The organism is Pseudomonas sp. HN8-3 (assembly GCF_020790195.1).
Lineage (GTDB): Bacteria > Pseudomonadota > Gammaproteobacteria > Pseudomonadales > Pseudomonadaceae > Aquipseudomonas > Aquipseudomonas synxantha_A.
This window is the reverse complement of the sequence record NZ_CP086206.1, coordinates 4339576-4363660: the sequence shown is the minus strand read 5'-3', so window position 1 is coordinate 4363660 and position 24085 is coordinate 4339576. Positions and strand designations below refer to the sequence as shown.

21 protein-coding genes and 1 other RNA gene are annotated in these 24085 nt (G+C 61.2%); 14 read left to right on the top strand and 8 right to left on the bottom strand.

Annotated elements, in window-relative coordinates:
* The first annotated feature begins 113 nt into the window (after positions 1–113).
* The 7 genes from zipA to LJX92_RS19310 all read left to right on the top strand — a co-directional run bounded on the left by zipA (position 114) and on the right by LJX92_RS19310 (position 8856).
* The gene (gene zipA / locus LJX92_RS19340) at positions 114–977 is read left to right on the top strand and encodes a cell division protein ZipA (RefSeq protein WP_228308828.1); all 864 of its coding nucleotides are present in this window, start codon (positions 114–116) and stop codon (positions 975–977) included.
* Positions 978–1064: 87 nt separating this feature from the next.
* Positions 1065–3431, top strand: coding sequence for an NAD-dependent DNA ligase LigA (gene ligA, locus LJX92_RS19335; RefSeq protein ID WP_228308827.1), 2367 nt, complete (start codon positions 1065–1067; stop codon positions 3429–3431).
* A gap of 117 nt (positions 3432–3548) precedes the next feature.
* A complete protein-coding gene (locus LJX92_RS19330) occupies positions 3549–4715 on the top strand; it encodes a zinc-binding metallopeptidase family protein (RefSeq protein WP_216091946.1) in 1167 nt (388 codons plus the stop codon).
* Positions 4716–4850: 135 nt separating this feature from the next.
* Positions 4851–4947, top strand: an RNA gene (gene ffs / locus LJX92_RS19325) — signal recognition particle sRNA small type.
* Positions 4948–5097: 150 nt separating this feature from the next.
* Positions 5098–7059, top strand: coding sequence for an AAA family ATPase (locus tag LJX92_RS19320; RefSeq protein ID WP_103733636.1), 1962 nt, complete (start codon positions 5098–5100; stop codon positions 7057–7059).
* A gap of 158 nt (positions 7060–7217) precedes the next feature.
* Complete coding sequence (locus tag LJX92_RS19315; RefSeq protein ID WP_032879947.1) at positions 7218–8264, top strand: N-acetylmuramidase family protein; 1047 nt, start codon at positions 7218–7220, stop codon at positions 8262–8264.
* Position 8265: 1 nt separating this feature from the next.
* Positions 8266–8856: a hypothetical protein gene (locus tag LJX92_RS19310; RefSeq protein WP_078822042.1), complete on the top strand. Its 591-nt coding sequence runs from the start codon at positions 8266–8268 to the stop codon at positions 8854–8856.
* Positions 8857–8969: 113 nt separating this feature from the next.
* On the opposite strand, the gene LJX92_RS19305 is transcribed toward LJX92_RS19310, so the two are convergent.
* Complete coding sequence (locus LJX92_RS19305; RefSeq protein WP_228308826.1) at positions 8970–9833, bottom strand: LysR family transcriptional regulator; 864 nt, start codon at positions 9831–9833, stop codon at positions 8970–8972.
* A gap of 99 nt (positions 9834–9932) precedes the next feature.
* Between LJX92_RS19305 and LJX92_RS19300 the strand changes: the two genes are divergently transcribed.
* The 6 genes from LJX92_RS19300 (at position 9933) to LJX92_RS19275 (ending at position 16584) form a co-directional block, all read left to right on the top strand.
* Positions 9933–10874 (top strand): DMT family transporter, encoded by a 942-nt coding sequence (locus LJX92_RS19300; protein ID WP_148852774.1) that lies wholly within the window; start codon positions 9933–9935, stop codon positions 10872–10874.
* A gap of 77 nt (positions 10875–10951) precedes the next feature.
* Positions 10952–13012, top strand: a complete 2061-nt coding sequence (gene dnaX / locus LJX92_RS19295) for a DNA polymerase III subunit gamma/tau (protein WP_228308825.1) — start codon at positions 10952–10954, stop codon at positions 13010–13012.
* A 43-nt stretch (positions 13013–13055) separates the two neighbouring features.
* The gene (locus tag LJX92_RS19290) at positions 13056–13394 is read left to right on the top strand and encodes a YbaB/EbfC family nucleoid-associated protein (RefSeq protein ID WP_003193199.1); all 339 of its coding nucleotides are present in this window, start codon (positions 13056–13058) and stop codon (positions 13392–13394) included.
* A gap of 139 nt (positions 13395–13533) precedes the next feature.
* On the top strand, positions 13534–14568 hold the full coding sequence (locus tag LJX92_RS19285) for an NADP-dependent oxidoreductase (protein ID WP_032879952.1): 1035 nt from the start codon (positions 13534–13536) through the stop codon (positions 14566–14568).
* A gap of 66 nt (positions 14569–14634) precedes the next feature.
* On the top strand, positions 14635–15237 hold the full coding sequence (recR, locus tag LJX92_RS19280; RefSeq protein ID WP_005790294.1) for a recombination mediator RecR: 603 nt from the start codon (positions 14635–14637) through the stop codon (positions 15235–15237).
* Between the two features lie 198 nt (positions 15238–15435).
* The gene (locus LJX92_RS19275; RefSeq protein ID WP_228308824.1) at positions 15436–16584 is read left to right on the top strand and encodes an acyl-CoA dehydrogenase family protein; all 1149 of its coding nucleotides are present in this window, start codon (positions 15436–15438) and stop codon (positions 16582–16584) included.
* Between the two features lie 109 nt (positions 16585–16693).
* On the opposite strand, the gene LJX92_RS19270 is transcribed toward LJX92_RS19275, so the two are convergent.
* Positions 16694–17242, bottom strand: a complete 549-nt coding sequence (locus LJX92_RS19270) for an adenine phosphoribosyltransferase (protein ID WP_005790291.1) — start codon at positions 17240–17242, stop codon at positions 16694–16696.
* Between the two features lie 78 nt (positions 17243–17320).
* Positions 17321–18055: a fumarate/nitrate reduction transcriptional regulator Fnr gene (gene fnr, locus LJX92_RS19265; protein ID WP_005790290.1), complete on the bottom strand. Its 735-nt coding sequence runs from the start codon at positions 18053–18055 to the stop codon at positions 17321–17323.
* Positions 18056–18210: 155 nt separating this feature from the next.
* Here fnr and LJX92_RS19260 point away from each other — a divergent pair, with 155 nt between their 5' ends.
* On the top strand, positions 18211–18672 hold the full coding sequence (locus LJX92_RS19260) for a hypothetical protein (protein ID WP_032879954.1): 462 nt from the start codon (positions 18211–18213) through the stop codon (positions 18670–18672).
* Between the two features lie 6 nt (positions 18673–18678).
* Here LJX92_RS19260 and hemN read toward each other — a convergent pair whose 3' ends face one another.
* From hemN to LJX92_RS19235, 5 genes are all read right to left on the bottom strand, one after another.
* Complete coding sequence (hemN, locus tag LJX92_RS19255; RefSeq protein WP_032879955.1) at positions 18679–20061, bottom strand: oxygen-independent coproporphyrinogen III oxidase; 1383 nt, start codon at positions 20059–20061, stop codon at positions 18679–18681.
* Between the two features lie 103 nt (positions 20062–20164).
* Positions 20165–20848, bottom strand: coding sequence for a sulfite exporter TauE/SafE family protein (locus LJX92_RS19250; RefSeq protein WP_032879956.1), 684 nt, complete (start codon positions 20846–20848; stop codon positions 20165–20167).
* Complete coding sequence (gene ccoS / locus LJX92_RS19245; protein ID WP_032879957.1) at positions 20841–21053, bottom strand: cbb3-type cytochrome oxidase assembly protein CcoS; 213 nt, start codon at positions 21051–21053, stop codon at positions 20841–20843. Before ccoS ends, LJX92_RS19250 begins: the two co-directional genes overlap by 8 nt.
* Positions 21054–21075: 22 nt before the next feature.
* On the bottom strand, positions 21076–23526 hold the full coding sequence (locus LJX92_RS19240; protein WP_228308823.1) for a heavy metal translocating P-type ATPase: 2451 nt from the start codon (positions 23524–23526) through the stop codon (positions 21076–21078).
* Positions 23527–23534: 8 nt separating this feature from the next.
* On the bottom strand, positions 23535–24074 hold the full coding sequence (locus tag LJX92_RS19235) for a FixH family protein (RefSeq protein WP_032879960.1): 540 nt from the start codon (positions 24072–24074) through the stop codon (positions 23535–23537).
* Between the last annotated feature and the right edge of the window lie 11 nt (positions 24075–24085).

The window sequence follows — 24085 nt, the reverse complement described above, 5'->3', positions numbered from 1 at the left end:
ATGCGTGGGCAAAACGTCAGTCAGAACATAGAGTTGGCGCCACGTTTTAAAGCGGTTTGCACGGTGCTAAACCCCTTATTTTTCAGCATTTTTTATTAGAGGCACGGGATTACATGGAAATCGGTCTGCGCGAGTGGCTGATCGTCATCGGCATCATTGTCATTGCCGGTATTCTTTTCGATGGCTGGCGCCGCATGCGCGGTGGCAAGGGCAAGCTCAAGTTCCGCTTGGACCGAAACCTGTCCAACTTGCCTGACGACGACGGCGCCGCCGAGCTGCTGGGGCCGCCCCGTGTGCTGGATACCCACAAAGAGCCGCAACTGGACGAGCATGATTTGCCGTCAATGATTGCGCCGTTGCGGGAAGCCCGCGAGCCGTCCTCCAAGCGCGGCAAGCGTGGTGGCGCGGCGGTTGCCGAGCCGCATCAAGGTGACCTGAACCTCGACGTCGATGACGGCCCGAGCTTCAGCAGCCGTGATGACGACTTCCCCGACGAGACTCCGACCAAAAGCGCGCCACGCCAATCGGTAAACGATCAGCCGGCCGCCGAGGAAGTCCTGGTTATCAGTGTGATCTGCCGCGATGCCGGTGGCTTCAAGGGCCCTGCGCTGTTGCAGAACATCCTTGAGAGCGGCCTGCGCTTTGGCGAGATGGATATATTCCACCGTCACGAGAGCATGGCCGGTAATGGCGAAGTGCTGTTCTCCATGGCCAATGCGGTCAAACCCGGCACTTTCGATCTGGACGATATCGACCTGTTCAGCACCCCGGCGGTGAGTTTCTTCCTCGGTTTGCCAGGCCCGCGTCACCCCAAGCAAGCGTTTGATGTGATGGTGGCCGCAGCTCGCAAGCTGTCCCAGGAATTGAACGGCGAGCTCAAGGACGACCAGCGCAGCGTCCTGACCGCCCAGACCATCGAGCATTATCGTCAGCGCATCGTCGAGTTCGAGCGTCGTGCCCTGACACAGAAACGCTGAGGTTCGATCATAAGCGTTGTCTGTAGAATCCATGCACTAACATATTGAGCAGCTTCGGCTGCTCTTTTGCTTTATGAGAGAACACCCATGACCGCCGCCCACACCCGCATTCTCGAACTGCGCGCTGAACTGGATCAGCACAACTATCGCTACCACGTGCTTGACGAGCCGAGCATTCCGGACGCCGAGTACGATCGCTTGTTCCACGAGCTCAAGGCCCTGGAAGCCGAGCATCCGGAGCTGGTGACGCGTGATTCACCGACACAGCGGGTCGGCAGTGCGGCGCTGTCGGCATTCACCCAGGTCAAGCATGAGATCCCGATGCTCAGCCTGGGCAACGCCTTTGATGAAACCACCATGCTGGAGTTTGATCGCCGGGTGACCGAGGGCCTCGACCTGCCGGTAGGCGATCTGTTTGGCGCGGGTGCGGCAGTGGAGTACAGCTGCGAGCCAAAGCTCGATGGCCTGGCGGTCAGCCTGCTGTATCAGGACGGCGAACTGGTACGCGGCGCTACCCGGGGTGACGGCACTACCGGTGAGGACATCAGCGTCAACGTGCGCACCGTGCGCAATATTCCGCTCAAGCTGCACGGCAGCGGCTGGCCGGCCACTCTGGAAGTCCGTGGCGAAGTGTTCATGTCCAAGGCCGGGTTCGAACGCCTGAATGCCTCGCAGCTGGAAGTTGGCGGCAAGACCTTCGCCAACCCGCGCAACGCCGCGGCGGGCAGCCTGCGCCAACTGGACTCGAAGATCACTGCCAGCCGCCCGCTGGAATTCTGCTGCTATGGCATCGGCCAGGTGACCGCGGATATCAGCGATACCCATATCGGCAACCTCAAGCAGTTGCAGAAGTGGGGCATGCCGATCAGCCACGAACTGAAGTTGGCCAAGGGTATCCAGGAGTGCCTGGACTACTACCGCGACATTGGCGAGCGCCGTAATGCGCTGGGCTATGAAATCGACGGCGTGGTGTTCAAGGTCAACAGCATCGCGTCCCAGCGTGAACTGGGCTTCCGCGCCCGCGAGCCGCGTTGGGCGATTGCGCATAAATTTCCGGCGATGGAAGAGCTGACCGAGTTGCTCGACGTGGAATTCCAGGTCGGCCGTACCGGTGCTGTGACCCCGGTGGCGCGCTTGAAGCCGGTCAAGGTGGCTGGCGTGACGGTGTCCAACGCGACCCTGCACAACATGGACGAAGTGGCGCGCCTGGGGCTGATGATCGGTGACACGGTGATCATCCGCCGCGCCGGTGATGTGATTCCGCAGGTGGTCTCGGTGGTCACCGAGCGTCGCCCGGAGCACGCCCGTGCGGTGCAGATCCCCGAGAACTGCCCGGTGTGCGGCTCCCATGTGGAGCGCACGCAACTGGTCAAGCGCAGCAAAGGCAAGGAAACCGTCAGCGAAGGCGCGGTGTACCGTTGCGTCGGGCGCCTGGCCTGTGGCGCGCAGCTCAAGCAGGCGATCATCCATTTCGTCTCGCGGCGTGCCATGGACATCGACGGCCTGGGCGACAAGACCATCGAGCAATTGGTGGATGAGAAACTCATCGGTTCGCCGGCAGACCTCTACAAGCTCAAGTACGAACAGATCATCGACCTGGAAGGCTTTGCCGATATCTCCAGCAAGAAGCTGATCAGCGCCATCGAAAACAGCAAGACCCCGACCCTGGCGCGTTTTATCTACGCCCTGGGTATTCCCGATGTGGGCGAAGAGACCGCCAAGGTGCTGGCACGCTCGCTGGCGTCCCTGGAGCGTGTGCAGAAGGCTTTGCCTGAAGTGCTGACCTACTTGCCCGACGTCGGCCTGGAAGTGGCGCACGAGATTCATAGCTTCTTTGAAGACAGCCATAACCAGGATGTGATCGGTGCACTGTTGTCGCCGGACGAATGCGGCCTGCAATTGCAGGAGCAAGGCGAACTCAGCGCAGAATTCGCCGCCAGCACCACCTTGGGCGGCTTGCTCGACAAGCTGCATGTACCTTCCGTCGGGCCGGGAGCTGCGCAGAAACTGGCAGACAAGTTCGGTTCGCTGGAAGGCGTGATCAAGGCCGATTGGCTGGATATGCGCCAGGCCCTGCCCGAGAAGCAAGCCAAGGCCGTGCGCGAATTCTTCGACAACCCTGACAACGCCCATCATGCCCTGGCCATCGAGCAGCAGCTCAAGGACTTCGGCATGCACTGGCAGAGCGAGAAAAAGGTCGTTGAAGGCTTGCCCGAAGCCGGGCACACCTGGGTACTCACCGGCTCCCTGGAGTTGATGAGCCGCGACGTCGCCAAGGACAAGCTCGAAAGCCTGGGCGCCAAGGTGGCCGGTTCCGTCTCGGCGAAAACCCACTGCGTGGTCGCCGGGCCGGGAGCCGGTTCCAAATTGGCCAAGGCCAGCGAGCTGGGCCTTAAAGTGCTGGATGAGGAGGCCTTCGTCGCCTTCCTGGCCAGCCACAACATCAGCGTCTGACCTCTTCCTGTGGCGAGGGAGCTTGCTCCTGTCGGGCTGCGCAGCAGCCCCTCAAGAAAGCGGAACGATCTCGAGCGAGAAATGATCTAGTCTCTGTCACCCCAGGGAGAGCCCGCCATGTTCCGTTACTTCGAGCAACTCAGTTCGCGCATCGCCGCCCCGTTCATGGCTCAAACCTCGCGCAACAGCAAGGTGTGGCAATGCCGCTGCGGCCAGTCTTTATTCTTTCGCAACAGCCAATGTCTGGCCTGCCAGGCGGTGCTGGGTTATCTGCCGCAGCAAAGCCGTCTGTCTTCCCTGCAACCCGGCCCTGTCGTTGACACTTGGCTGGCGGATGACGCGCCCGATGCCGGCACCTGGCGTCGCTGCGCCAACCTCGACTCACCGGCCGCGTGCAACTGGCTGATCCCCGCCCACAGCACTGCGTCGCTGTGCGTGGCCTGTAGCCTGAATCGCACAATTCCTGATCTATCCATCCCGGAAAACCCCGAACGCTGGCGCAAGGTCGAAACTGCCAAGCGTCGGCTGGTGGCACAACTGATCAGCCTGGGCCTGCAGGTGGTGCCCAAGAGCGTTGACGAAGACACCGGGCTGGCCTTCGACTTCATCGGGACTGACCTGGCAGGCAATGCGCCGACCACTGGCCATGCCAACGGCCTGATCACCCTCGATATCAAGGAAGCCGACGATGCTCACCGCGAAAAAGTCCGCGTACAGATGCGTGAGCCTTACCGCACCTTGCTCGGTCATTTTCGCCATGAAGTCGGCCACTATTACTGGGATCGGCTGATTGCCAACAGCCACTGGCTTGACGCTTTTCGCACCTTGTTCGGCGATGAGCGCGCCAGTTACGCCGAAGCGCTCGACCAGCATTATCAGAACGGCCCGCGTCCGGATTGGCAGCAAACCTGCGTCAGCGCCTACGCCACCATGCATCCCTGGGAAGACTGGGCTGAAACCTGGGCCCATTACCTGCACATGATGGACGCGGTGGACACCGCGTTGGGCTTTGGCATGAGCGCCCGCGAGATGGACCTGGACTACCAGCCGTTCCCGCTGACAACTCTGTATGACCCGGCACACCCCGGCGGCCCGGCGTTCCTCTCGTTCGTCAATGCCTGGATCGAGCTGGCCGGTATGCTCAACGAACTGTCCCGTGCCATGGGCCAGCCGGATTTCTACCCCTTCGTGCTGCCGCCGGGGGTGATAGCCAAGTTGCACTTTATCCACCTGGTCATCCAGGAAGAGGGTGGCAGAGCGGACGAGGTTCTGCAGGCTCAGTGATTGCCCCTGTGGGAGGGGTAATTGCAGAGGGCCATGGCAAGTACTTGAAGCTTCTCATTTTTTACGGTTGTAACTTCCGATCAGATCGGTACAATGGCGCGGCTTGCCGAGAGGCTTGCGTCGTTATGGTGACCCCATCGGTCCCCCCGCAACGATTACCCGTGAACCTGGTCAGAGCCGGAAGGCAGCAGCCACAGCGGGAACATTGTGTGCCGGGGTGTGGCTGGTGGGGTTGCCTCCATAACGCTCCCTTCTGTTTTACCTATTCCTGAATCCATATAGTCAGCCAGTCATCTGTGACCCTTATCGCACAGTGCACGACGGCCACTCCACGACTAGTGGCATACTCCCAAGCGTGTCTTTCCCCTGGCTACGAGGCTGTATGCACTCGGAACATTTTGATTTGTCCAGCCCTGTGTTCTTGCCGATCACCGAGCAAGCCTGTGCGGGTTTGCTGAGCGGTGACGGTGCAGCAGCGCTGGTAGCCCTGAGTGAGCCGGAGTTGGCGGCGGTGCTGGTGATCCAGAACCTGGCGCAGGTGCCCGAAAGCGACCTGAGCGCCAATGGTGCCGAAAAAGTGTTGGCCAAGCTGATTGACTGGGCGGTAGAGGCCAGCCATTCGGCAAGCGTCTCCCTACTCTCCGAGGCGCAGCGGCTGTTCGACCAAAGGAAGCTGTACTTCGGCCTCAATGTGGTCAAAAGCCTGAAGCTGCGTTTTCTGTTAGCGGAGGAAGTGCAGGCGCGCGACTATCTGTTGCCCAGCGGCAAGTGGGACGTAGAGTACAAAGTCCGCCATCTCAAGACCAATGATCCCTTCAGCAAGCAGATGGTCACGCCCAGGCATCGCGAGCGCTGGTTGAGTGCCGAGCAAGACAAGTTGGTCAGAACCTTCCGCGCCAACTTGAACGAAGACCTGCATGTTCAGGGCTATGCAGGTATCGGCAAGAGTCACCTGCTGGTGGCCTTGATGGAGCACTTGCGTCCGGAAAAGACTTTGTTGCTGGCGCGTACCCCGGCAAAGCTGGAAACCCTGCGTGCCCGTATGGTGGGCGTACGCGAGCGAAAGGCCGGGCACACCTTCCATGCATTCGCCCACGCCTTGATGCAGGGGCCCAGGCCCAAGCCGCTGACTGCGCAGGTGAGGGCGCCGAGCAAGCAGGCACTGGCTCAGGAGCTGAATATCTTCGGCTTTCGTGGCCTGCAAGGGCAGGCTGTGGTCGACGTTTGCCTCAACGTATTGCAAGCCTACTGCCGCTCCTGGGAATACAGCCTGTCGGCGAAGCACTTGCCGCATTTCAAACAGCCGCTGTCCAGCGTTGATGCCAGGGCACTGCTCGAATATGCCAGCCGGCTATGGAGCTATCTCGAAGCGAATCCGGCCTGGGGCAGCCAGACTGGGTTTGAAGCCTTGCTGATGATCAAGCGCGCCAGCCTCGCCGGCTGCGTGGTGCCCGAGCGTTATACCCACGTCCTTATCGACGAGAGCCAGGATATTCCGGCGCCGCTGCTGCAAATCATCGAGCGGGGCCGGCAGGTGCTGATAACCCTGGGGGATGAGTATCAGCAGGCCAGTGGAGTCATGGTCAGGCGCGCCCGTGAGGTGCGCCATACGGATGTGTGTTACTCCGTGCGCTCCGGACGCAATGTCGAGCGCCTGGTCAATCCCTTGATCAGCCAGCATTCGGATAAGAGCAAAGTGCTTTTCGAGGGGGCTCGGGATGCCGACGTCGGTATCGAGTTTTATCCGCTGGGCTTTGTACCGCCGCAAGGCTGCGTGGTATTGACCGCATCCCACTGGGACACAATGAAGTGGGCCATCCAGTTGAGCGAAGCCCGTTGTGCGTTCAGCCTGGCCGGTAAAGAAGCGCAGCAGTCGCTCAAGTATTTTATGGACACCGTGGTCGCGTTGTTCAAGCCTGACTTCTACAGCAGCGAGTTCAATGACAGCGGGCCCCACCCGTTTTTCAGCGATATGGCCGATTGGCAGCAAGTACGCGAGGCCTGCCAGTTCGATGAGGCGTTTCTCTGGGTCGAAGCTGAGCTGCAAAAAGGCTTTAATCTGGCGGATGTCACGCGCTTGAACAGGCAAAGCGGTCATCCGGATGAGCGCTGCCTCTTGATGTTGGCGCAAGACGCCGGTGGCATGGAGTTCAACCGGGTGTTGCTCACACCAGCGTTGTTGACCAACGTAAAGTTCCAGGATGCCTACGCGTTCGACCAGCGACTGTGTGCGGTGTATATCGCAATTTCGCGAGCAACCCAGCAGCTCTATCTGCCCTACGATGTGGTTGAGTGGCTCGACTATCACAAGTATCAGAAAACCCGCGAATTACACGGTTACTGAAGGATTTAATCCAGCTGTTTCACAACTTTGGAAAAGCCCTCTGGACAACCCCTAGACCGCCTTGTTAGCTTGCGCCGGCCACTTGTTTCAGAGCATGACAAGGGCATGGACTTGATATTGAAGTGCTATCGCTTCTCTAACTTACAAGGATGTCTGTCATGAAAAGCCTGCAAGGGTTGCCTCGACTTATCAGTGCCTCAGTCGGCGCTCCCGGCAAAGCCCGCAACTTGCCCGCCGATGTGCAGTGCATCCAATATTTATTCAACCTGATCATTCCCAAAATGGGCTTTGCCTTGCTGGAAAACGGCAAGTGCGATGGCCAGTTGGTGCAGTGCATCAGCCAGTATCAATTCCGCCATCTCAAATATGCTCATCCCGATGGGGTGATCGACCCCACGGGGCGTACGTTCAACAGCTTGATCGAGGAGGCGGTGAAAGTCCCGGTACGGGCCTTCCCGACCATGCGTATTCCGAGCTTTCTCAACGCATTGGGCAATAACAACGTCGATGCGGTGCAAGCCACGGTCAACGTCTACCTGAACCAGGTGCGTGCGGTGATCGAGGCTGAGCGGCGCAACCGCCAATTAATGCTGCAGGCCACCTGCGACGGCGGCACGACGCTGAGCGATACGGACTTCCAGAATGCTGCCAAGCAATTGGGAAACGGCATCTCGGTGAATGTGGTCAAGGCGTTCGCCACCATCGAGTCGGGCGGGAAGGTGGGGTTCGGGCCGGCCAAGCTGCCGATCATCGCCTTCGAAGGTCATCACTTTCGCAAGTACACCAAGCATATCTACGACCAGTCGCACCCGCTGCTGTCGTACGTCTACAAGAAAAAAGCCGGGCCGCAGTGGCAGACCAACAACAAGGACCAGGTCAAGGCCTGGGAAACCATGGCCACCGCTTTTGCTCTCGACCAAGAAGCGGCACTGATGTCGGCGTCCTGGGGGATGTTTCAGGTCATGGGGTTCAACTTCGCGTCGTGCGGGTTCAAGACGGTGTTCGAGTTTGCAGCGGCGTTAAAAGTAAACGCCGGTAATCAACTCAAGGCCTACCTCAGTTTTTGCAGCAAGAGCACGGCGCTGATGAGTGCGATGAAAAACAAGGATTTCACAGCCATGGCTCGTAACTATAACGGCGAGGACTACGGCAACTATGACGTGCTGATGAAACAAGCCTACGAAGCCTTTGAAGGGAAGAAATAAGATGATTCGTTTTCTGGCGATGGGAATGCTGTCGTTGTGCGCCGTGGCCCCCGCGTTTGCTGGTTCGGCCGCTTTGCATTCAGGCAAGTACGAAGGGTTGATGCTGGCGGTGACGCCCGGTAACCAGGTTGAAGGCTTTTATTCCGAAGCGATGGGCGAGGGCGTTAGCCGCCGTTGCACCTTCTACCTGCAAGGCAAGCCAGAGACGCTTACCACCTGGCTGGATGCTGCCTACCCTGGGAGTGTGGCAGTGGCGTCCGACGGTGTGGTCCTGACAGTGGAGCAGGGCCGGCAACACCCCGGCTGCATCAACGTGTTGATGCCGGAAATCGCCACGGGTCTGGACCTGACCCAGACTGCCAGCAAAAAGTGGATCGGGCTGGTGACGGTGTCTGCCGACAAGGCTTACCTGCTGAAAACTCCGGGGGCCAAGGCGGTCAAGCGTCCCTATATCGTCAAGGGTGATGTAGTGGGTGTGCTGGCGTTCAAGGACGGCTGGGCGCAGGTGGAGTTTATCAATGCGCACGACCGTTCCTTCACGGGCTGGATCAGCCAGGGCCAGTACACACGGTTGGCTGCACCGAAGCTCTGAGAAGCTCTGAAATGTGGGAGGGGGCTTGCTCCCGATGAGGAAGGGTCAGCTAGCACCTATATTGATTGACCCACCGCTATCGGGAGCAAGCCCCCTCCCACATTTTGGCGGTGTTAGCCGAAGGTTTCGCGCAGTAGCCCGGAGAATGCATCCCGTGCCAGATGCCGCTGGGTATCTTTGTGCCAGAACAGCAAGTTGTCTACCGCTGCCAGTTCGTCGAACCTATACGATGCCAGCTGATTGGCCTGCTCATAACGCGCCAGGATGCCCTCCGGCGCCAAAGCCACGCCAATCCCCGCGCTGACGCAGCCGATGATCGTGCCCCAGCTGGTATAGCTGGCAATCGCTGGCTTGAAGTCCTGGGGCTTGAGCCAGTTTTCCAGTGCTGCGCGGTAGGGGCAGCCGGGCGGCCACACCAATAATGTGCGGCCAGCCAGGTCTTCGGGGCTGTGGATGGGCGCGCTGCACGCGCTGGCGATCAGCACCAGGCGTTCGCTGTAGACCACGCTGTGCACCAGCTTTGTGTGTTTGCCACTGGCGGCCACGAGGGCCACATCCAGACGATGGTGTTGCAGGTCGTCCAGCAGTTGCGCCCAGGCGCCGGTCACCAACTCCAGGCTGACCTCGGGATAACGCCGGTGATACTCCGCCAACAGCGGCGGCAGGCGGCCGCTGGCGCTGGATTCCACCGCGCCGATGCGCAAGGTGCCACGGGGAATCGCGCTGGCATCCACCGCACGCTTGGACTCATCCACCAACGCCAGGATGCGCTCGCAGTAATCCAGGAAGATCTCACCCGCAGCACTGATCGCCAGCCCGCGGCCGGCGCGGATAAACAACGGTGTGCCCAACTCACTTTCCAGCTGCTTGATGCGGGTGGTGATGTTGGACGGCACACAGTGCAGTTGCAGGGCGGCCTGGGCCACGCTGCCGGTTTGCGCCACGGCTCGCACCATTTTCAGTTGGGCCAGTTCCATTGCTCAGTTCCAGTGATTTCAGAAGTCAGAAACGCTTAATTGTCCTACGCCTGGCCCGGGCCAAGACTGACGGCACTCCTTCTTTTATGGATGCCATCGATGAGTACCCCGTCACCGCTCAAGCTTACGCTAGTCATTGCCAGCGTCATCCTCTGTTGGGCTTATTCACCCATAGGCGTGCATATGGGGCTGCACAGCTACAGCCCTGGCCAATTGGCGCTGCTGCGTTTCTTGATTGCGTCGCTATTCATGGCGGCTGTGGCCTGGGTAGTCGGCATTGGCCGGCCCCAGGTGCGCGACCTGCCGTGGCTGCTGGTGCTGGGTTTCTTCGGGGTGTTCCTGCACCACACCAGCCTCAATCACGGGCAGCAATGGGTGACAGCGGCGGCGTCGAGTGTGTTGGCACAGTCGGCGCCGCTGTTCAGTGTGTTGATCGCTTTTTTCTGTTTGCAGGAGCGCGTCAGCATCTGGCGTTGGAGCTGTGTACTGTTGGGGTTGGCCGGCGTGCTGGTGGTGATCTGGGGCGATCATGGTGTAGGCGATATCGACCCGCGCGGCTTGTTGATCCTGCTGGCGGCCTGCTCATGGAGCGTGTACTTCGCCATCCAGAGGCATTTCGCCCATCGCTACAGTCCATTGACGATGGCGTGCTACATGGTCTGGTCCGGCACCTTGATGCTGTGCGTGAACCTGCCGGGCCTGCCTGCCGCTATCGTGCAGGCGCCGTTGCGGGAGAACCTCGCGGTGCTGGTGTTGGGTATTTTTCCCAGTGCGTTGGCCTATCTGGCCTGGGGTTATGTGCTCAAGCACGTCGAAGTCAGCCGCGCTTCGGTGGCGATGTACCTGATTCCGCCGGTTGCCATGGTGATGGCCGCCACGCTGCTCGGTGAACAGGTGACCCTGCAGGTGATGCTGGGTGCGGTGATCGTGCTGACCAGCGTCGCCGCTATCAGCCTGGAGGGACGCTGGCGCTCAATCGTGCGGCCGGCACACCCGCAGACGCCATCTGGACGGGCAATCAAGCCAGCTTCGTCAGATTAGACGAGCGTGCCGGATGCAATTTCCCCCCTGCTCCGCTAGCATTACCGGCTTCCGCTTCCCAGTTGCGACGGTTTTCGATGAGTTATCAGGTTCTTGCACGTAAATGGCGCCCGCGCTCGTTCCGCGAAATGGTCGGCCAGACCCATGTGCTCAAGGCTCTGATCAATGCCTTGGACAGCCAGCGGCTGCACCACGCCTATCTGTTCACCGGTACTCGCGGGGTGGGCAAGACCACCATTGCGCGCATCATCGCCAAGTGCCTGAACTGTGAGACCGGTATCACGTCAACGCCTTGCGGCACCTGTTCGGTCTGCCGCGAGATCGACGAAGGGCGTTTCGTCGACCTGATCGAGATCGACGCCGCAAGCCGCACCAAGGTCGAAGATACCCGCGAGCTGCTCGACAACGTGCAGTACGCGCCGAGCCGTGGGCGCTTCAAGGTCTACCTGATCGACGAAGTGCACATGCTGTCCAGCCACTCCTTCAATGCGCTGTTGAAAACCCTGGAAGAGCCGCCGCCCTACGTTAAGTTCATCCTGGCCACCACCGACCCGCAGAAACTTCCTGCAACCATTTTGTCGCGGTGCCTGCAGTTCTCGCTGAAGAACATGACGCCCGAGCGCGTGGTCGAGCATTTGACCCATGTGCTGGGTGTCGAGAACGTACCGTTCGAAGACGACGCCCTGTGGTTGCTGGGCCGCGCTGCCGACGGTTCGATGCGCGACGCCATGAGCCTCACCGACCAGGCCATCGCTTTTGGCGAAGGCAAGGTGATGGCTGCCGATGTGCGCGCCATGCTCGGTACCCTGGACCACGGCCAGGTCTTCGACGTGCTGCACGCGCTGATCGAGGGCGACGCCAAGGCATTGCTTGAGGCCGTGCGCCACCTGTCGGAGCAAGGCCCGGACTGGAATGGCGTGCTCTCGGAAATCCTCAATGTGCTGCACCGCGTCGCTATCGCCCAGGCCCTGCCGGAAGGCGTGGATAACGGCCATGGCGATCGCGACCGCGTGTTGGCCCTGGCCCAGGCATTACCGGCCGAGGATGTGCAGTTTTACTACCAGATGGGCCTGATCGGCCGCCGCGACCTGCCCCTGGCGCCGGACCCGCGAGGTGGCTTTGAAATGGTGCTGCTGCGGATGCTGGCGTTCCGGCCGGCGGATTCGGCAGACGCGCCGAGACAGCCGCTAAAGCCAGTGGGGATCAGCCAGGCCACAGTTGATTCCGCCAAACCAGTGGCTGGCGCGGCCGTTGTCGCGCCAGTAGTGTCTGCGCCGGTGGCGCCGGCACCTGAGCCCGAACCTGCGCCGGCTGCAGTGGCACCTGTGGTTGAGCCCGAGCCGGTTATCGAGCCCGCCCCCGTGGTCGACCTGCCCTGGAACGATCCGGTCGAAGCAGAGACTGAGCCCGAGGCTGAGCAACAGCCCGCCGTAGAACCCGTACTGGAAACTGCCGGCGAGCAGCCGGAGCTGACGCCGATGCCTGCGCCGACCCCGGACAGCGTGGTGCCGGATGCCCCTGAGTGGGTATCGGCGCCGGTTCCCGAGCCGACGGTAGCCCAGGTCGAGGCCGCGACGCCCGGCATCGACCTGGACGACGAACCGCCGCTGGACGAAGACTACATCGAGCCGGACATGGATTCGGCCTACAGCTACCTGGACGAATTGGCCAGCGAGCACACCGCCGAGCCAGCGCCCGAGCCCGAGGCAGAACCGGCTGCGGCCCCGGCCACCGGCCTGGCCCTGCAATGGCTGGAATTGTTTCCGAAATTGCCGATCTCCGGCATGACCGGGAGTATCGCCGCCAACTGCACACTGATCTCCATCGAGGGCGACCATTGGCTGCTGCACCTGGATCCGGCCCACAGCGCCTTGTTCAATGCGACCCAGCAGCGTCGGCTCAACGATGCGCTCAACCAATACCATGGGCGCACGCTGACCATCGCCATCGAACTGATCAAGCCCGAGCAGGAAACCCCGGCCCAGGCCGCGACCCGTCGGCGTCTGAACCGCCAGCGCGAGGCTGAGGATTCGATCCACGCTGATCCGCTTATCCAACAAATGATGCAACAGTTCGGTGCGGTCGTCCGCCACGATACTATTGAACCTGTCGAAGCCCCGGTGCCCCAAGCGTCATGACACCGGGCTATTTATTGATCCACGTACTTTTGAGGTGATTCCCATGATGAAAGGTGGCATGGCCGGCCTGATGAAGCAGGCACAGCAGATGCAGGAAAAAATGGCCAAGATGCAGGAAGAACTGGCCAACGCCGAAGTCACCGGTAAAGCCGGTGGCGATATGGTCAGCGTGGTGATGACCGGTCGTCACGACATCAAGCGTGTCAGCATCGACCCTAGCGTGTTGCCTGGCGTGGGCGAAGATGACCTGGAAATGCTCGAAGCGTTGTTCGCCGCAGCCGTCAACGATGCTGTGCGCAAGATCGAAGCCAATAGCCAGGACAAAATGTCCGGCGTGACGGCTGGCATGCAGCTGCCACCGGGCATGAAACTGCCGTTCTGATACAAACGTTGGCTAGACTCAAATGCCGGGCATTGCGCCTGGCATTTTTTTTGCGCGCACGAAACATCGAACCCCGGCCCGTTGCCTATGGTCTGCACCCTATACCGCTGAATTCTCATCGATAAAAGGAGCCCCGCTGATGCCTCAAGAAATGACGCTCAACCAACGCATCGTTCTGGTCTCACGCCCTCAAGGCGCACCCACGCCGGAAAACTTCCGCCTGGAACGTGTAAGCCTGCCGGATCTGGCAGACGGTCAGGTGCTGCTCAAGACGCTGTACCTGTCTTTGGACCCCTACATGCGTGGACGCATGAGTGACGCGCCGTCCTACGCCGCGCCCGTGGAAATCGGCGAAGTGATGACCGGCGGTGCTGTCAGCCGTGTCGAGCAATCACGCAACCCGAAATTCGAGGTAGGTGATCTGGTGGTCGGTGCCACCGGCTGGCAGAGCCACAGTATCTGCGACGGCAAGAACCTGATGCCATTGCCCAAGGGGCTTGCGAGCCCGTCGATGGCTCTGGGCGTGTTGGGTATGCCAGGCATGACCGCTTACATGGGCCTGATGGATATTGGCCAGCCGAAGGCCGGGGAAACCCTGGTGGTGGCGGCTGCGTCCGGCGCGGTGGGCTCGGTGGTGGGGCAGGTGGCCAAGCTCAAGGGCTTGCGCGTGGTGGGGGTTGCTGGCGGTGCCGACAAGTGCCGCTATGTGGTGGATGAGCTGGGCTTTGACGCCTGTATCGATCACAAGAGCGCAGACTTCGCCCATGAGTTGGCCCTGGCCTGTTTCAAAGGCGTGGACATTTATTTCGAAAACGTCGGCGGTAAGGTCTTCGATGCGGTGCTGCCGCTGCTCAATGCCAAGGCGCGCGTGCCGCTGTGCGGGTTGATCGCCGGCTATAACGCCCATGAAACCCCCAGCGGCCCTGATCGCTTGCCGGCACTGCAACGCACCTTGCTGACCAAGCGTGTGCGTATCCAGGGCTTTATCGTGTTCGACGACTATGGCGACCGCCAGCCGGAATTCCTCAGCGCCATGGCGCCGTGGGTGCGCGATGGCAAGATCAAGTTCCGCGAGGATGTGGTCGATGGCCTGGAGCAAGCGCCTGAAGCCTTTATCGGCTTGCTGGAGGGACGCAACTTCGGCAAGTTGGTGGTGCGCGTCGCGCAAGATTGAGTATTTGACGCTAATCCGGGGCGCGGGTATAAACCGCGTCTCGTTGTTTTGTCGGACCCTTCGCCCATGAGCTTCAGCCCCCTGATTCGCCAACTGATCGACGCTCTGCGCACCTTGCCAGGTGTTGGCCAGAAAACTGCCCAGCGCATGGCGCTGCAACTGCTGGAGCGTGATCGCAGTGGCGGCACCCGCCTGGCCCAGGCTCTGAGCCAGGCCATGGAAGGCGTGGGCCACTGCCGTCAGTGCCGCACCCTCACCGAAGAAGAACTTTGCCCGCAATGCGCCGACCCCCGTCGCGACGACACGTTGCTCTGCGTGGTGGAGGGGCCGATGGATGTGTATGCAGTGGAGCAGACCGGTTATCGCGGCCGCTACTTTGTGCTCAAGGGCCACCTGTCGCCGCTCGACGGTTTGGGGCCGGAAGCCATCGGTATCCCGCAACTGGTCGCGCGCATTGAAGAGCAGGGCACCTTTAGCGAAGTGATCCTGGCGACCAACCCGACGGTGGAAGGTGAAGCCACGGCGCATTACATCGCCCAACTGCTGACCAACAAGGGCTTGATCACTTCTCGGATTGCCCATGGCGTGCCGTTGGGGGGCGAGTTGGAGTTGGTGGATGGCGGTACCTTGGCGCACTCGTTCGCAGGCCGCAAGCCGATCGCCCTCTAACGCCCATTGCAGCCCCCAATGTGGGAGCTGGCTTGCCTGCGATAGCATCACCACGGTGTAACTGAAAAACCGAGGCGCTTGCATCGCGGGCAAGCCCGGCTCCCACATTGGTTTTGTGGTGTCGGTGAAAATCGTGTACGGCTTGATAACCAAGCAAGCGCTTGGTAAGTTCGTTCCATCTCGCCATGGAGCTTGCCGATGTCTGCCTATCAGGAATACTTCGACCCCAGCCACCAATTGGTCCGCGATAGCGTGCGCCGGTTTGTCGAGCGCGAGATGTTGCCGGGGATCGAGCACTGGGAGGAGGCTGAGAGCTTTCCTCGTGAGCTTTACCTCAAAGCCGGAGCGGCGGGCATTCTTGGGATCGGCTACCCCGAGGCATTGGGTGGAAGCCACGAAGGCGATCTGTTCGCCAAGGTCGCCGCCAGCGAAGAACTGATGCGTTGCGGTTCCGGTGGTGTGGTGGCCGGGCTCGGCTCCCTGGATATCGGCCTGCCGCCCATCGTCAAATGGGCCCGGCCTGACGTGCGGGAGCGTATAGCGCCCCTGGTGCTGGCCGGCGAGAAAATCATCGCCCTGGCGGTTACCGAACCGAGTGGCGGCTCTGATGTCGCCAACCTGCACACCCGCGCCGTGCGTGACGGTGAGCACTACCGTGTGAGCGGTGCCAAGACCTTTATCACCAGCGGCATTCGGGCGGATTTCTATACTGTGGCGGTGCGCACCGGCGGGCCGGGCTTCGGCGGTATCAGCCTGTTGCTGATTGAAAAAGACACCCCCGGTTTCACCGTTGGCCAGCCGCTGAAGAAGATGGGCTGGTGGGCGTCGGACACGGCCGAGTTATTTTTCGACGACTGCCACGTGCCCGTCGGCAACCTCATCGGCGCTGAAAACATGGGGTTTGCCTGCATCATGGGCAACTTCCAGAGCGAGCGCCTGGCGCTGGCGCTGATGGCCAACATGACCGCGCAACTGGCCCTGGAAGAAAGCCTCAAGTGGGCCGCCCAGCGCGAAGCGTTCGGTAAACCCATCGGCAAGTTCCAGGTGCTCAAGCACCGCCTGGCGGAAATGGCCACTGCCGTGGAAGTGTCCCGCGAGTTCACTTACCGTCAGGCGGCGAAGATGGCCGCTGGCAAGAGCGTGATCAAGGAGATTTCCATGGCCAAGAACCTGGCCACGGATACAGCTGACCGGGTGACCTATGACGCGGTGCAGATGTTGGGCGGGCAGGGGTACATGCGGGGTAGCCTGGTGGAGCGGCTGTATCGCGATAACCGGATTCTGTCGATCGGGGGCGGGACGCGCGAAGTGATGAACGAAATCATCAGCAAGCAGATGGGGTTGTGAACCGGGGTGTTCTCTCGGGCCTCATCGCGGGCAAGCCCGGCTCCCACAGGGGAATGCATTCCAAGGTGGGAGCCGGGCTTGCCCGCGATGACTGCAGTACTGACGACCCTTACCTTTCAGTCAGCCCAAACTGCGTCAGGCAAAACGTGGGAATCCCCATGTCTTCCAACCGCTGCGAACCACCCAGTTCCGGTAAATCAATAATCGCCGCCGCTTCAAAGATCTGCGCGCCCATGCGCCGTACCAGGTTGGCCGCAGCAATCAGGGTGCCACCCGTGGCGATCAGGTCATCGAATATCAGCACCGAATCACCTTCGCACAGGCTGTCGGCGTGTACTTCCAGGAAGGCTTCGCCGTACTCGGTCTGGTAACCCTCGGCCAGCACATCCGCCGGCAGCTTGCCTTGCTTGCGAAACAGGATCAGCGGCTTGTTGAGCTGGTAGGCGATGATCGAACCGATCAGGAAACCGCGGGCATCCATCGCACCGATATGCGTGAAATCGGCTTCGACATAGCGCTGGGCAAAGCTGTCGGCTACCAGGCGCAGGGCGCGGGGTGATTGGAACAGCGGGGTGATGTCACGAAAGATAACCCCAGGCTTGGGGAAGTCGATGACAGGGCGAATCAGGGATTTGATGTCGAACGAATCGAAGGTCATCGTCGCAGAGTCCTGGGCGGAAAACGGACTCGAAGTATACCTGCGGCCTTGCCGATTGGCGCGGCCGCAGTGTCTGGATCAGACCTCCAGTGAGCCCCCGGCCAATGCGCAAAGCTGGATCGGGTCGAGGATATGCACTTCCTTGCCCTCGGCAGCAATCAACTGGTTCTGCTGGAAGCGGGTAAACACGCGGGACACGGTCTCAACTGCCAGGCCCAGGTAATTGCCGATTTCATTACGCGACATGCTCAGGCGGAACTGGTTGGCCGAGAAACCACGGGCACGGAAGCGCGCCGACAGGTTGACCAGGAATGTCGCGATGCGCTCGTCGGCGGTTTTCTTCGACAGCAGCAGCATCATTTGCTGGTCGTCACGAATCTCGCGGCTCATCACGCGCATCAATTGGCGGCGCAGTTGCGGCAGTTGCAGGGCCAATTCGTCCAGGCGCTCGAAAGGAATTTCGCACACCGACGTCGTCTCCAGGGCCTGGGCCGACACCGGGTGAATCTCGGTGTCCATTCCCGACAGCCCGACCAACTCGCTGGGCAGGTGGAAGCCGGTGATTTGTTCTTCGCCGCCGTCGCTGAGGCTGAACGTCTTCAATGCGCCCGAACGTACTGCATAGACGGAATCAAACTTGTCGCCCTGGCGAAACAAAAATTCGCCTTTTTTCAATGGGCGGCCGCGTTTGACGATGTCGTCCAGCGCATCCATGTCTTCCAGATTCAACGAAAGTGGCAGGCAGAGGGGAGCCAGGCTGCAATCCTTGCAATGGGCCTGGCTGTGAGCGCGCAGTTTAACTGGCTCGGACATTTCTTAAATCCTTGTGGGAAAACACACATAAGACGTAAGGGTAACGCACTGGGGGGTATGGAGGCCAGCGTGTACAAAAAACCTGTCGGTATATAAAGATCTGGCTAAAACCGCCGATAGTACTGCTATCGACTACAAATACGGCGACTCAAAACATGTTAGCCCTCAGTACTCAACTCGCTTCGCGTACTCAGATCCAGGCACAGCCCGAAACCAAGAAAGCTGCCGATTCCGATGTTGCCGCGATTCCGACAGCGGATGAAGCCAAGCCTGCCGTTTCGGTGACCATTTCCGGCGCCGCGATGAAAGCTGCCGCGGCGGAAAAAACCTCAAACAGTGACATCGACGAAAGCGGCCTGGCGGACAACGTCAAGAATCTGCTCAAGATGATTCGTGAGATCAAAAAGCAGATTGCCGAGAAGCAGGCTGAGATGGCAGCGGTAATGGCCGACAGAAGTCTCAGCCCTGAACAGGCCCGTGCCCGGCTCTCCGGGCTGCAGTCAGCGTTGAGCGCGCTGCAAGCCAGCTTGACCAGCGCCCAGGCATCCCTGACCAAGGCGATGAAAGACATGAGCGCGGGTGATGCGGTCAAGGCCGCGAGCCTGGCCATGAAGTAAGAACGTCTAGATGACCCGCGAAAATCGTTGCCTGTTCTGGTGCTCCAGATAGGCATCGAACACCATGCACACTGAACGCACCAGCAAGCGCCCGGCCGGCAGCACACGAATGCCCCGGGCGTCCAACTCGATCAGGCCATCGGTGGCCATCGTCTCCAATTGCGGCCATAGCTCGGCGAAGTAGCCGCGAAAGTCGATGTTGTACGCCTGTTCGATCGCCTCGAACCCCAGGCTGAAATTGCAGATCAACTGCTGGATCACTTCCCGTCGCAGACGATCGTCAGTGGTGCAGACCAAACCACGGCTGGTTGCCAGTTGTGCGCCCGCCAAGGCGTTCTGGTAGTGGGTGAGGTCGCTGCTGTTCTGGCAATACAAGTCGCCAATCTGGCTGATCGCCGAAACGCCCAACCCAATCAGATCGCAATGCCCGTGGGTGGTATAGCCCTGGAAGTTGCGCTGCAGCTTGCCTTCCTCCTGGGCGATGGCCAGTTCGTCGTCCGGCAGGGCGAAGTGATCCATGCCGATATAGCGGTAGCCGGCCTGGGTCAGTTGTTCAATGGTGGTTTGCAGCATCAGCAGTTTTTCGGCCGGCGAGGGCAGCTCGTCGGTGTTGATCCGCCGTTGGGGCATGAAACGTTCCGGCAGATGGGCGTAGTTGAATACGGACAAGCGGTCCGGCTGCAAGCGGATGACTTCTTCCACAGTGCGCGCAAAGTTCAGCGGTGATTGCTTGGGCAAGCCGTAGATCAAATCGATATTGATCGAGCGAAATTGCAGGGTACGTGCCGCATCGATCACTGCGCGGGTCTCTTCCAGGCTTTGCAGGCGATTGACCGCTCGTTGCACCTCGGGGTCAAGGTCTTGCAGGCCGATGCTTACGCGGTTGAAACCCAGCTCGCGCAGCAGGCCCATGGTGGCCCAGTCGGCTTCGCGAGGGTCGATTTCGATGCCATAGTCGCCCGAATCATCATCGAGCAAATTGAAATGCTGGCGCAGGCAATTCATCACCTGGCGCAGTTCGTCGTGGCTGAGAAAAGTCGGTGTGCCGCCGCCAAAGTGCAATTGCTCCACTGGCTGCTTCGGATCGAGGTGGCAGGCCACCAGCTGGATTTCCTGCTGCAGGCGCTGCAAGTAGGCCTGGGCGCGACCACGGTCCTTGGTGACCACCTTGTTGCAGGCGCAGTAGTAGCAAATGTTGGCGCAGAACGGTACGTGCACATACACCGATAACGGCCGTACCGCCTTGCGGCTTTCGCGCAGGGCATGGAGCAGGTCGAAGGTGCCGACCTGGCTGTCCAATTGGACGGCGGTAGGGTAGGACGTGTAGCGCGGCCCCGCCAAGTCGTAGCGGTGAATCAGATCTGTGTCCCAACGAATGGCGTCGAGCATGCGGGCGGTCCCCCGGATTGGCTAGTGGGCCGAGTCTAGGGGCAGGGCTGGCAAGGCATGTTGATTTGCATCAACGGGGAGCGGCGCTATGCCACAGGGGCTTTCAATGACCCATGAGCCAGTGCTGATGCGGGCCCGGCAAGGTCCAGATACCGAAGATGATCACCAACAGGCCGCCGGCCATGCGCACGCTGCGTTTACGCAAGAGCGCGGTGACACGCTCCGCCGCCAGCCCGGTGGCCAGCAGCACCGGCCAGGTGCCGAGGCCGAACGCGAGCATCAGCAACGCGCTGTCCAGCGCATTGCCCTGGCTCGCGGCCCACAGCAGGGTGCTGTAGACCAAGCCGCACGGCAACCAGCCCCACAGCGCGCCCAGCAGCAAGGCGCGCGGCAGGCTCGACACCGGCAGCAAACGGTTGGCAACGGGCTGTATATGCCGCCACAGGCCGCGTCCGAGGCTTTCGATGCGGGTCAGGCCGCTCCACCAACCGGCCAGGTACAGGCCCATGCAAATCAGCAGTAACCCGGCGAGTACGCGCATGAACATCGCCGCCGGGCTGTTGGCCACCGCCCAGCCGGCAAGGCCAATCAGCAAGCCGGCCGTGGCATAGCTGAGGATGCGCCCCAGGTTGTACGCCAGCAGCAGGCGAAAGCGGCGGCTGCGTTGCTCCTTGGGGATCGCCAGGGTCAGGGCGCCCATCAGTCCGCCACACATGCCCAGGCAATGGCCGCCGCCCAGCAGGCCGAGGATCAGCGCCGAGACCAGCAGGGGCGCCAGCTCAAGCATGGGGTGGATCTTTGGGCGGTTGTTCGGGGCTGTTGGCTTGGTCGATGGCGGCCAGGTGGTTCGGGTCCTGGTCGTCGAACAACACGCTGTGGGCGGGGCCGTCGAGATCCTCGTACTGGCCGCTGTCCACGGCCCAGAAGAAGATGTAGATCGCCACACCCACTAACAGCAGCGCCGCCGGAATCATCACGTATAGAGCTGGCATCTGCACTCCATGCCCACGCGGCTCAGGCCGGCAGCGGGCGGGTTACTGGGGCGGTACCTTTAGCGTGCGCGCTCGGCAGGCGAGTCAGGCGCAATGCGTTAAGGACCACGGTCAACGAACTGAGGGACATACCGATGGCTGCCCAGATTGGTGTGATCCAGCCCAGGGCGGCAAACGGCAGCATAAGGCCATTGTACAGCCCGGCCCACAGCAGGTTTTCAATGATCACTCGACGGGTGCGCCGCGCCAGGCTGAAGGCCTGCACCAAGGCATCCAGGCGGTTGGACAACAGCACCGCGTCGGCGCTGGTTTTCGCCAGGTCAGTGGCCGAGCCCATGGCCACGCTGATATCGGCGGCGGCCAGCACCGGCACATCATTGACGCCATCGCCCAACATCAGCACCTTGCGGCCTTGCCTGTGCAGGTTTTGCAGCACCTGCAACTTGTCATCAGGGCGCAGGCCGCCGTGGGCTTCGTCGATGCCCAGCTCAAGGGCCACACTGGCGACCATCGGTGAGCTGTCGCCCGAGAGCAGCAGCGTACGCCAGCCGCGTGCCTTGCACGCTGCGAGCAGGGCAGGGGCGTCGCTGCGCAGGCGGTCGTCGAGTACGAACCAGGCGAGGGCGCCGCTGTTGTCACCCAACAGCAGCCATTGCCCGGCTTCGTCCGGTGAGGCGGGAATCGCGCAGCCACTGAGTTCGCAGACAAAACCCGGTTGGCCAATACGCAACAGGCGGTCCCCCACCCGACCCTCCAGGCCCAGGCCAGGGGTGCTCAACACTTCATCAGCGGCCAGTGGCGCACGCCCAAAGGCACGAGCAATCGGGTGTTCCGAGCGGTTCTCCAGGGCGGCGGCGAGGCCCAGGCACTGGTCGCTGTCCAGCGCGCCCAGGGGCTGGATGGCGCGCAACGCCAGGCGTCCTTCGGTGAGGGTGCCGGTCTTGTCGAAAATCACCGTGTCGATCTGGTTCAGGCCTTCAAGCACATGGCCGCGGGTCAGTAGCAACCCCAGGGTGTGCAAGGTGCCGGTGGCAGCGGTCAGGGCGGTTGGGGTGGCCAAGGACAGTGCACACGGGCAAGTCGCCACCAGCATCGCCAACACAATCCAGAATGCGCGTGACGGGTCCAGTTCCCACCACAGCAGGCCGATCAGCACGGCGGCGATCAGCGAGCAGAGCAGGAACCACTGCGCGGCACGGTCGGCGATTTGCGCCAGGCGTGGTTTCTCGGCCTGGGCGCGCTCCAGCAGGCGCACAATGGCGGACAGACGCGTGTCGTGGCCCAGGGCGCGCACCTCGACCGTCAGTGCGCCCTCGACATTCAGCGTGCCAGCCGTAACGCTGTCGCCGACCCGCCGCGGCTGTGGCAGGTACTCGCCGGTCAGCAGGGATTCATCGATGCTGGATTGGCCGTCGAGGATCACGCCATCCGCCGGCAGCACCGCGCCGGGATGCACCAGGACACGATCACCCAATGCCAGTTCACTGAGCAGGATGCGTTCGCTCTGACCATCACCTTGGAGGCGCAAGCAGGAGGCGGGCAACAGGTTGACCAATTGAGCGGTGGCCGCTGCGGTGCGCTCCCGGGCGCGGCGCTCAAGGTAACGCCCGGCCAGCAGGAACAGCGCAAACATGCCCACGGCATCGAAATACAATTCGCCCACGCCAGTGATCGCGGTCCAGATGCCCGCCAGGTACGCACCGCCAATTGCCAGGGATACCGATACGTCCATGGTCAGGTGTCGCGTGCGTATGTCACGCAGCGCCCCTTTGAAGAACGGCGCGCAGCTATAGAACACGATGGGTGTGGTGAGAAACATCGCAACCCAGCGCAGGATCACGTGCAACTCCGGGCTCAGGTCGATATTGAATTCCGGCCAGGTCGCCATGGTTGCCATCATCGCCTGGAACCACAGCAAGCCGGCAACCCCCAGTTGACGCAGGGCCAGGCGATTTTCGCTGGCCAATTGTTCGGCGGCGCGGTCGGCATGATAGGGGTGGGCGGCGTAGCCGATATGGCGCAGTTCGCTGAGCAGTTGGCTCAACGGCAGTTGCCCATCGGCCCAGCGCACGTGCAAGCGATGGTTGGACAGGTTCAGGCGCGCCTCGGCCACCGCGGGCAGGCTGCGCAGGTGTTTCTCGATCAACCAGCCGCAGGCGGCGCAGCTGATGCCTTCCATCAACAGAGTGGTTTCGGCCAAGTCGCCTTGATGGCGCACAAAGGGTTTTTGCACATCGGCGCGGTCGTACAGCGCCAGCTCATCCACCAGTTGCACCGGGAGCGCCTCGGGGTTGGCCGAGGCTTCGCTGCGGTGCTGGTAATAGCTTTCCAGCCCACCGGCCACAATCGCTTCGGCCACGGCCTGGCAGCCGGGGCAGCAGAGTTCGCGGCGTTCGCCGAGGATCCGGGCGGTGAACCGGCTGCCGGATGGGACGGGCAGGGCGCAGTGGTAGCAGGGGATTGGGCTGGTCATGGGCGCTGCTATTTTTTCAGGTCTTCGGCACCCTGCAATGGTTCGTCACCCAACAGCAAGTCTTTGTCGTGGCTGACCTCTTCTTCCTCGAACATCCTCCAGGTGTTGCTGCCTTCCACGCCAAGCAGTTCCACGAAACGCCGGCCTTCAACCTTGTCGGTGACCTGGCCGATGTAGCGGCCCTGCTCGCTATCACTGCGGGCCAGGACGATCTTGCGATCCTTCTCCGGCTGGGTCGGGGAAATCAGGTTCAGTTCCAGGGTTGCAGGGCCGCTGTTACCGGTCAGGTGCAACTCGACTTCGCCGGTCAGTTCATCCAGGTGCAACTTGGCACGCAGTTGCAGCGTCTGGGCCAGGCGTTCACGGTCCAGGGAGCGGTTGATGCCTTTGCCGGCCTCGTAGTAATTGTCGTTGACCAGATTGTCCGGGTTGTTGACCGCGATGGTCACCATGGACAGGGTCAGCGTCACCGAGCAGGCCAGGATCGCGATGATGATCCAGGGCCAGAGGTGCTTGTACCAAGGGCTTGCAGCAGTGGTTGCGGGCATTCTTGTGTTCC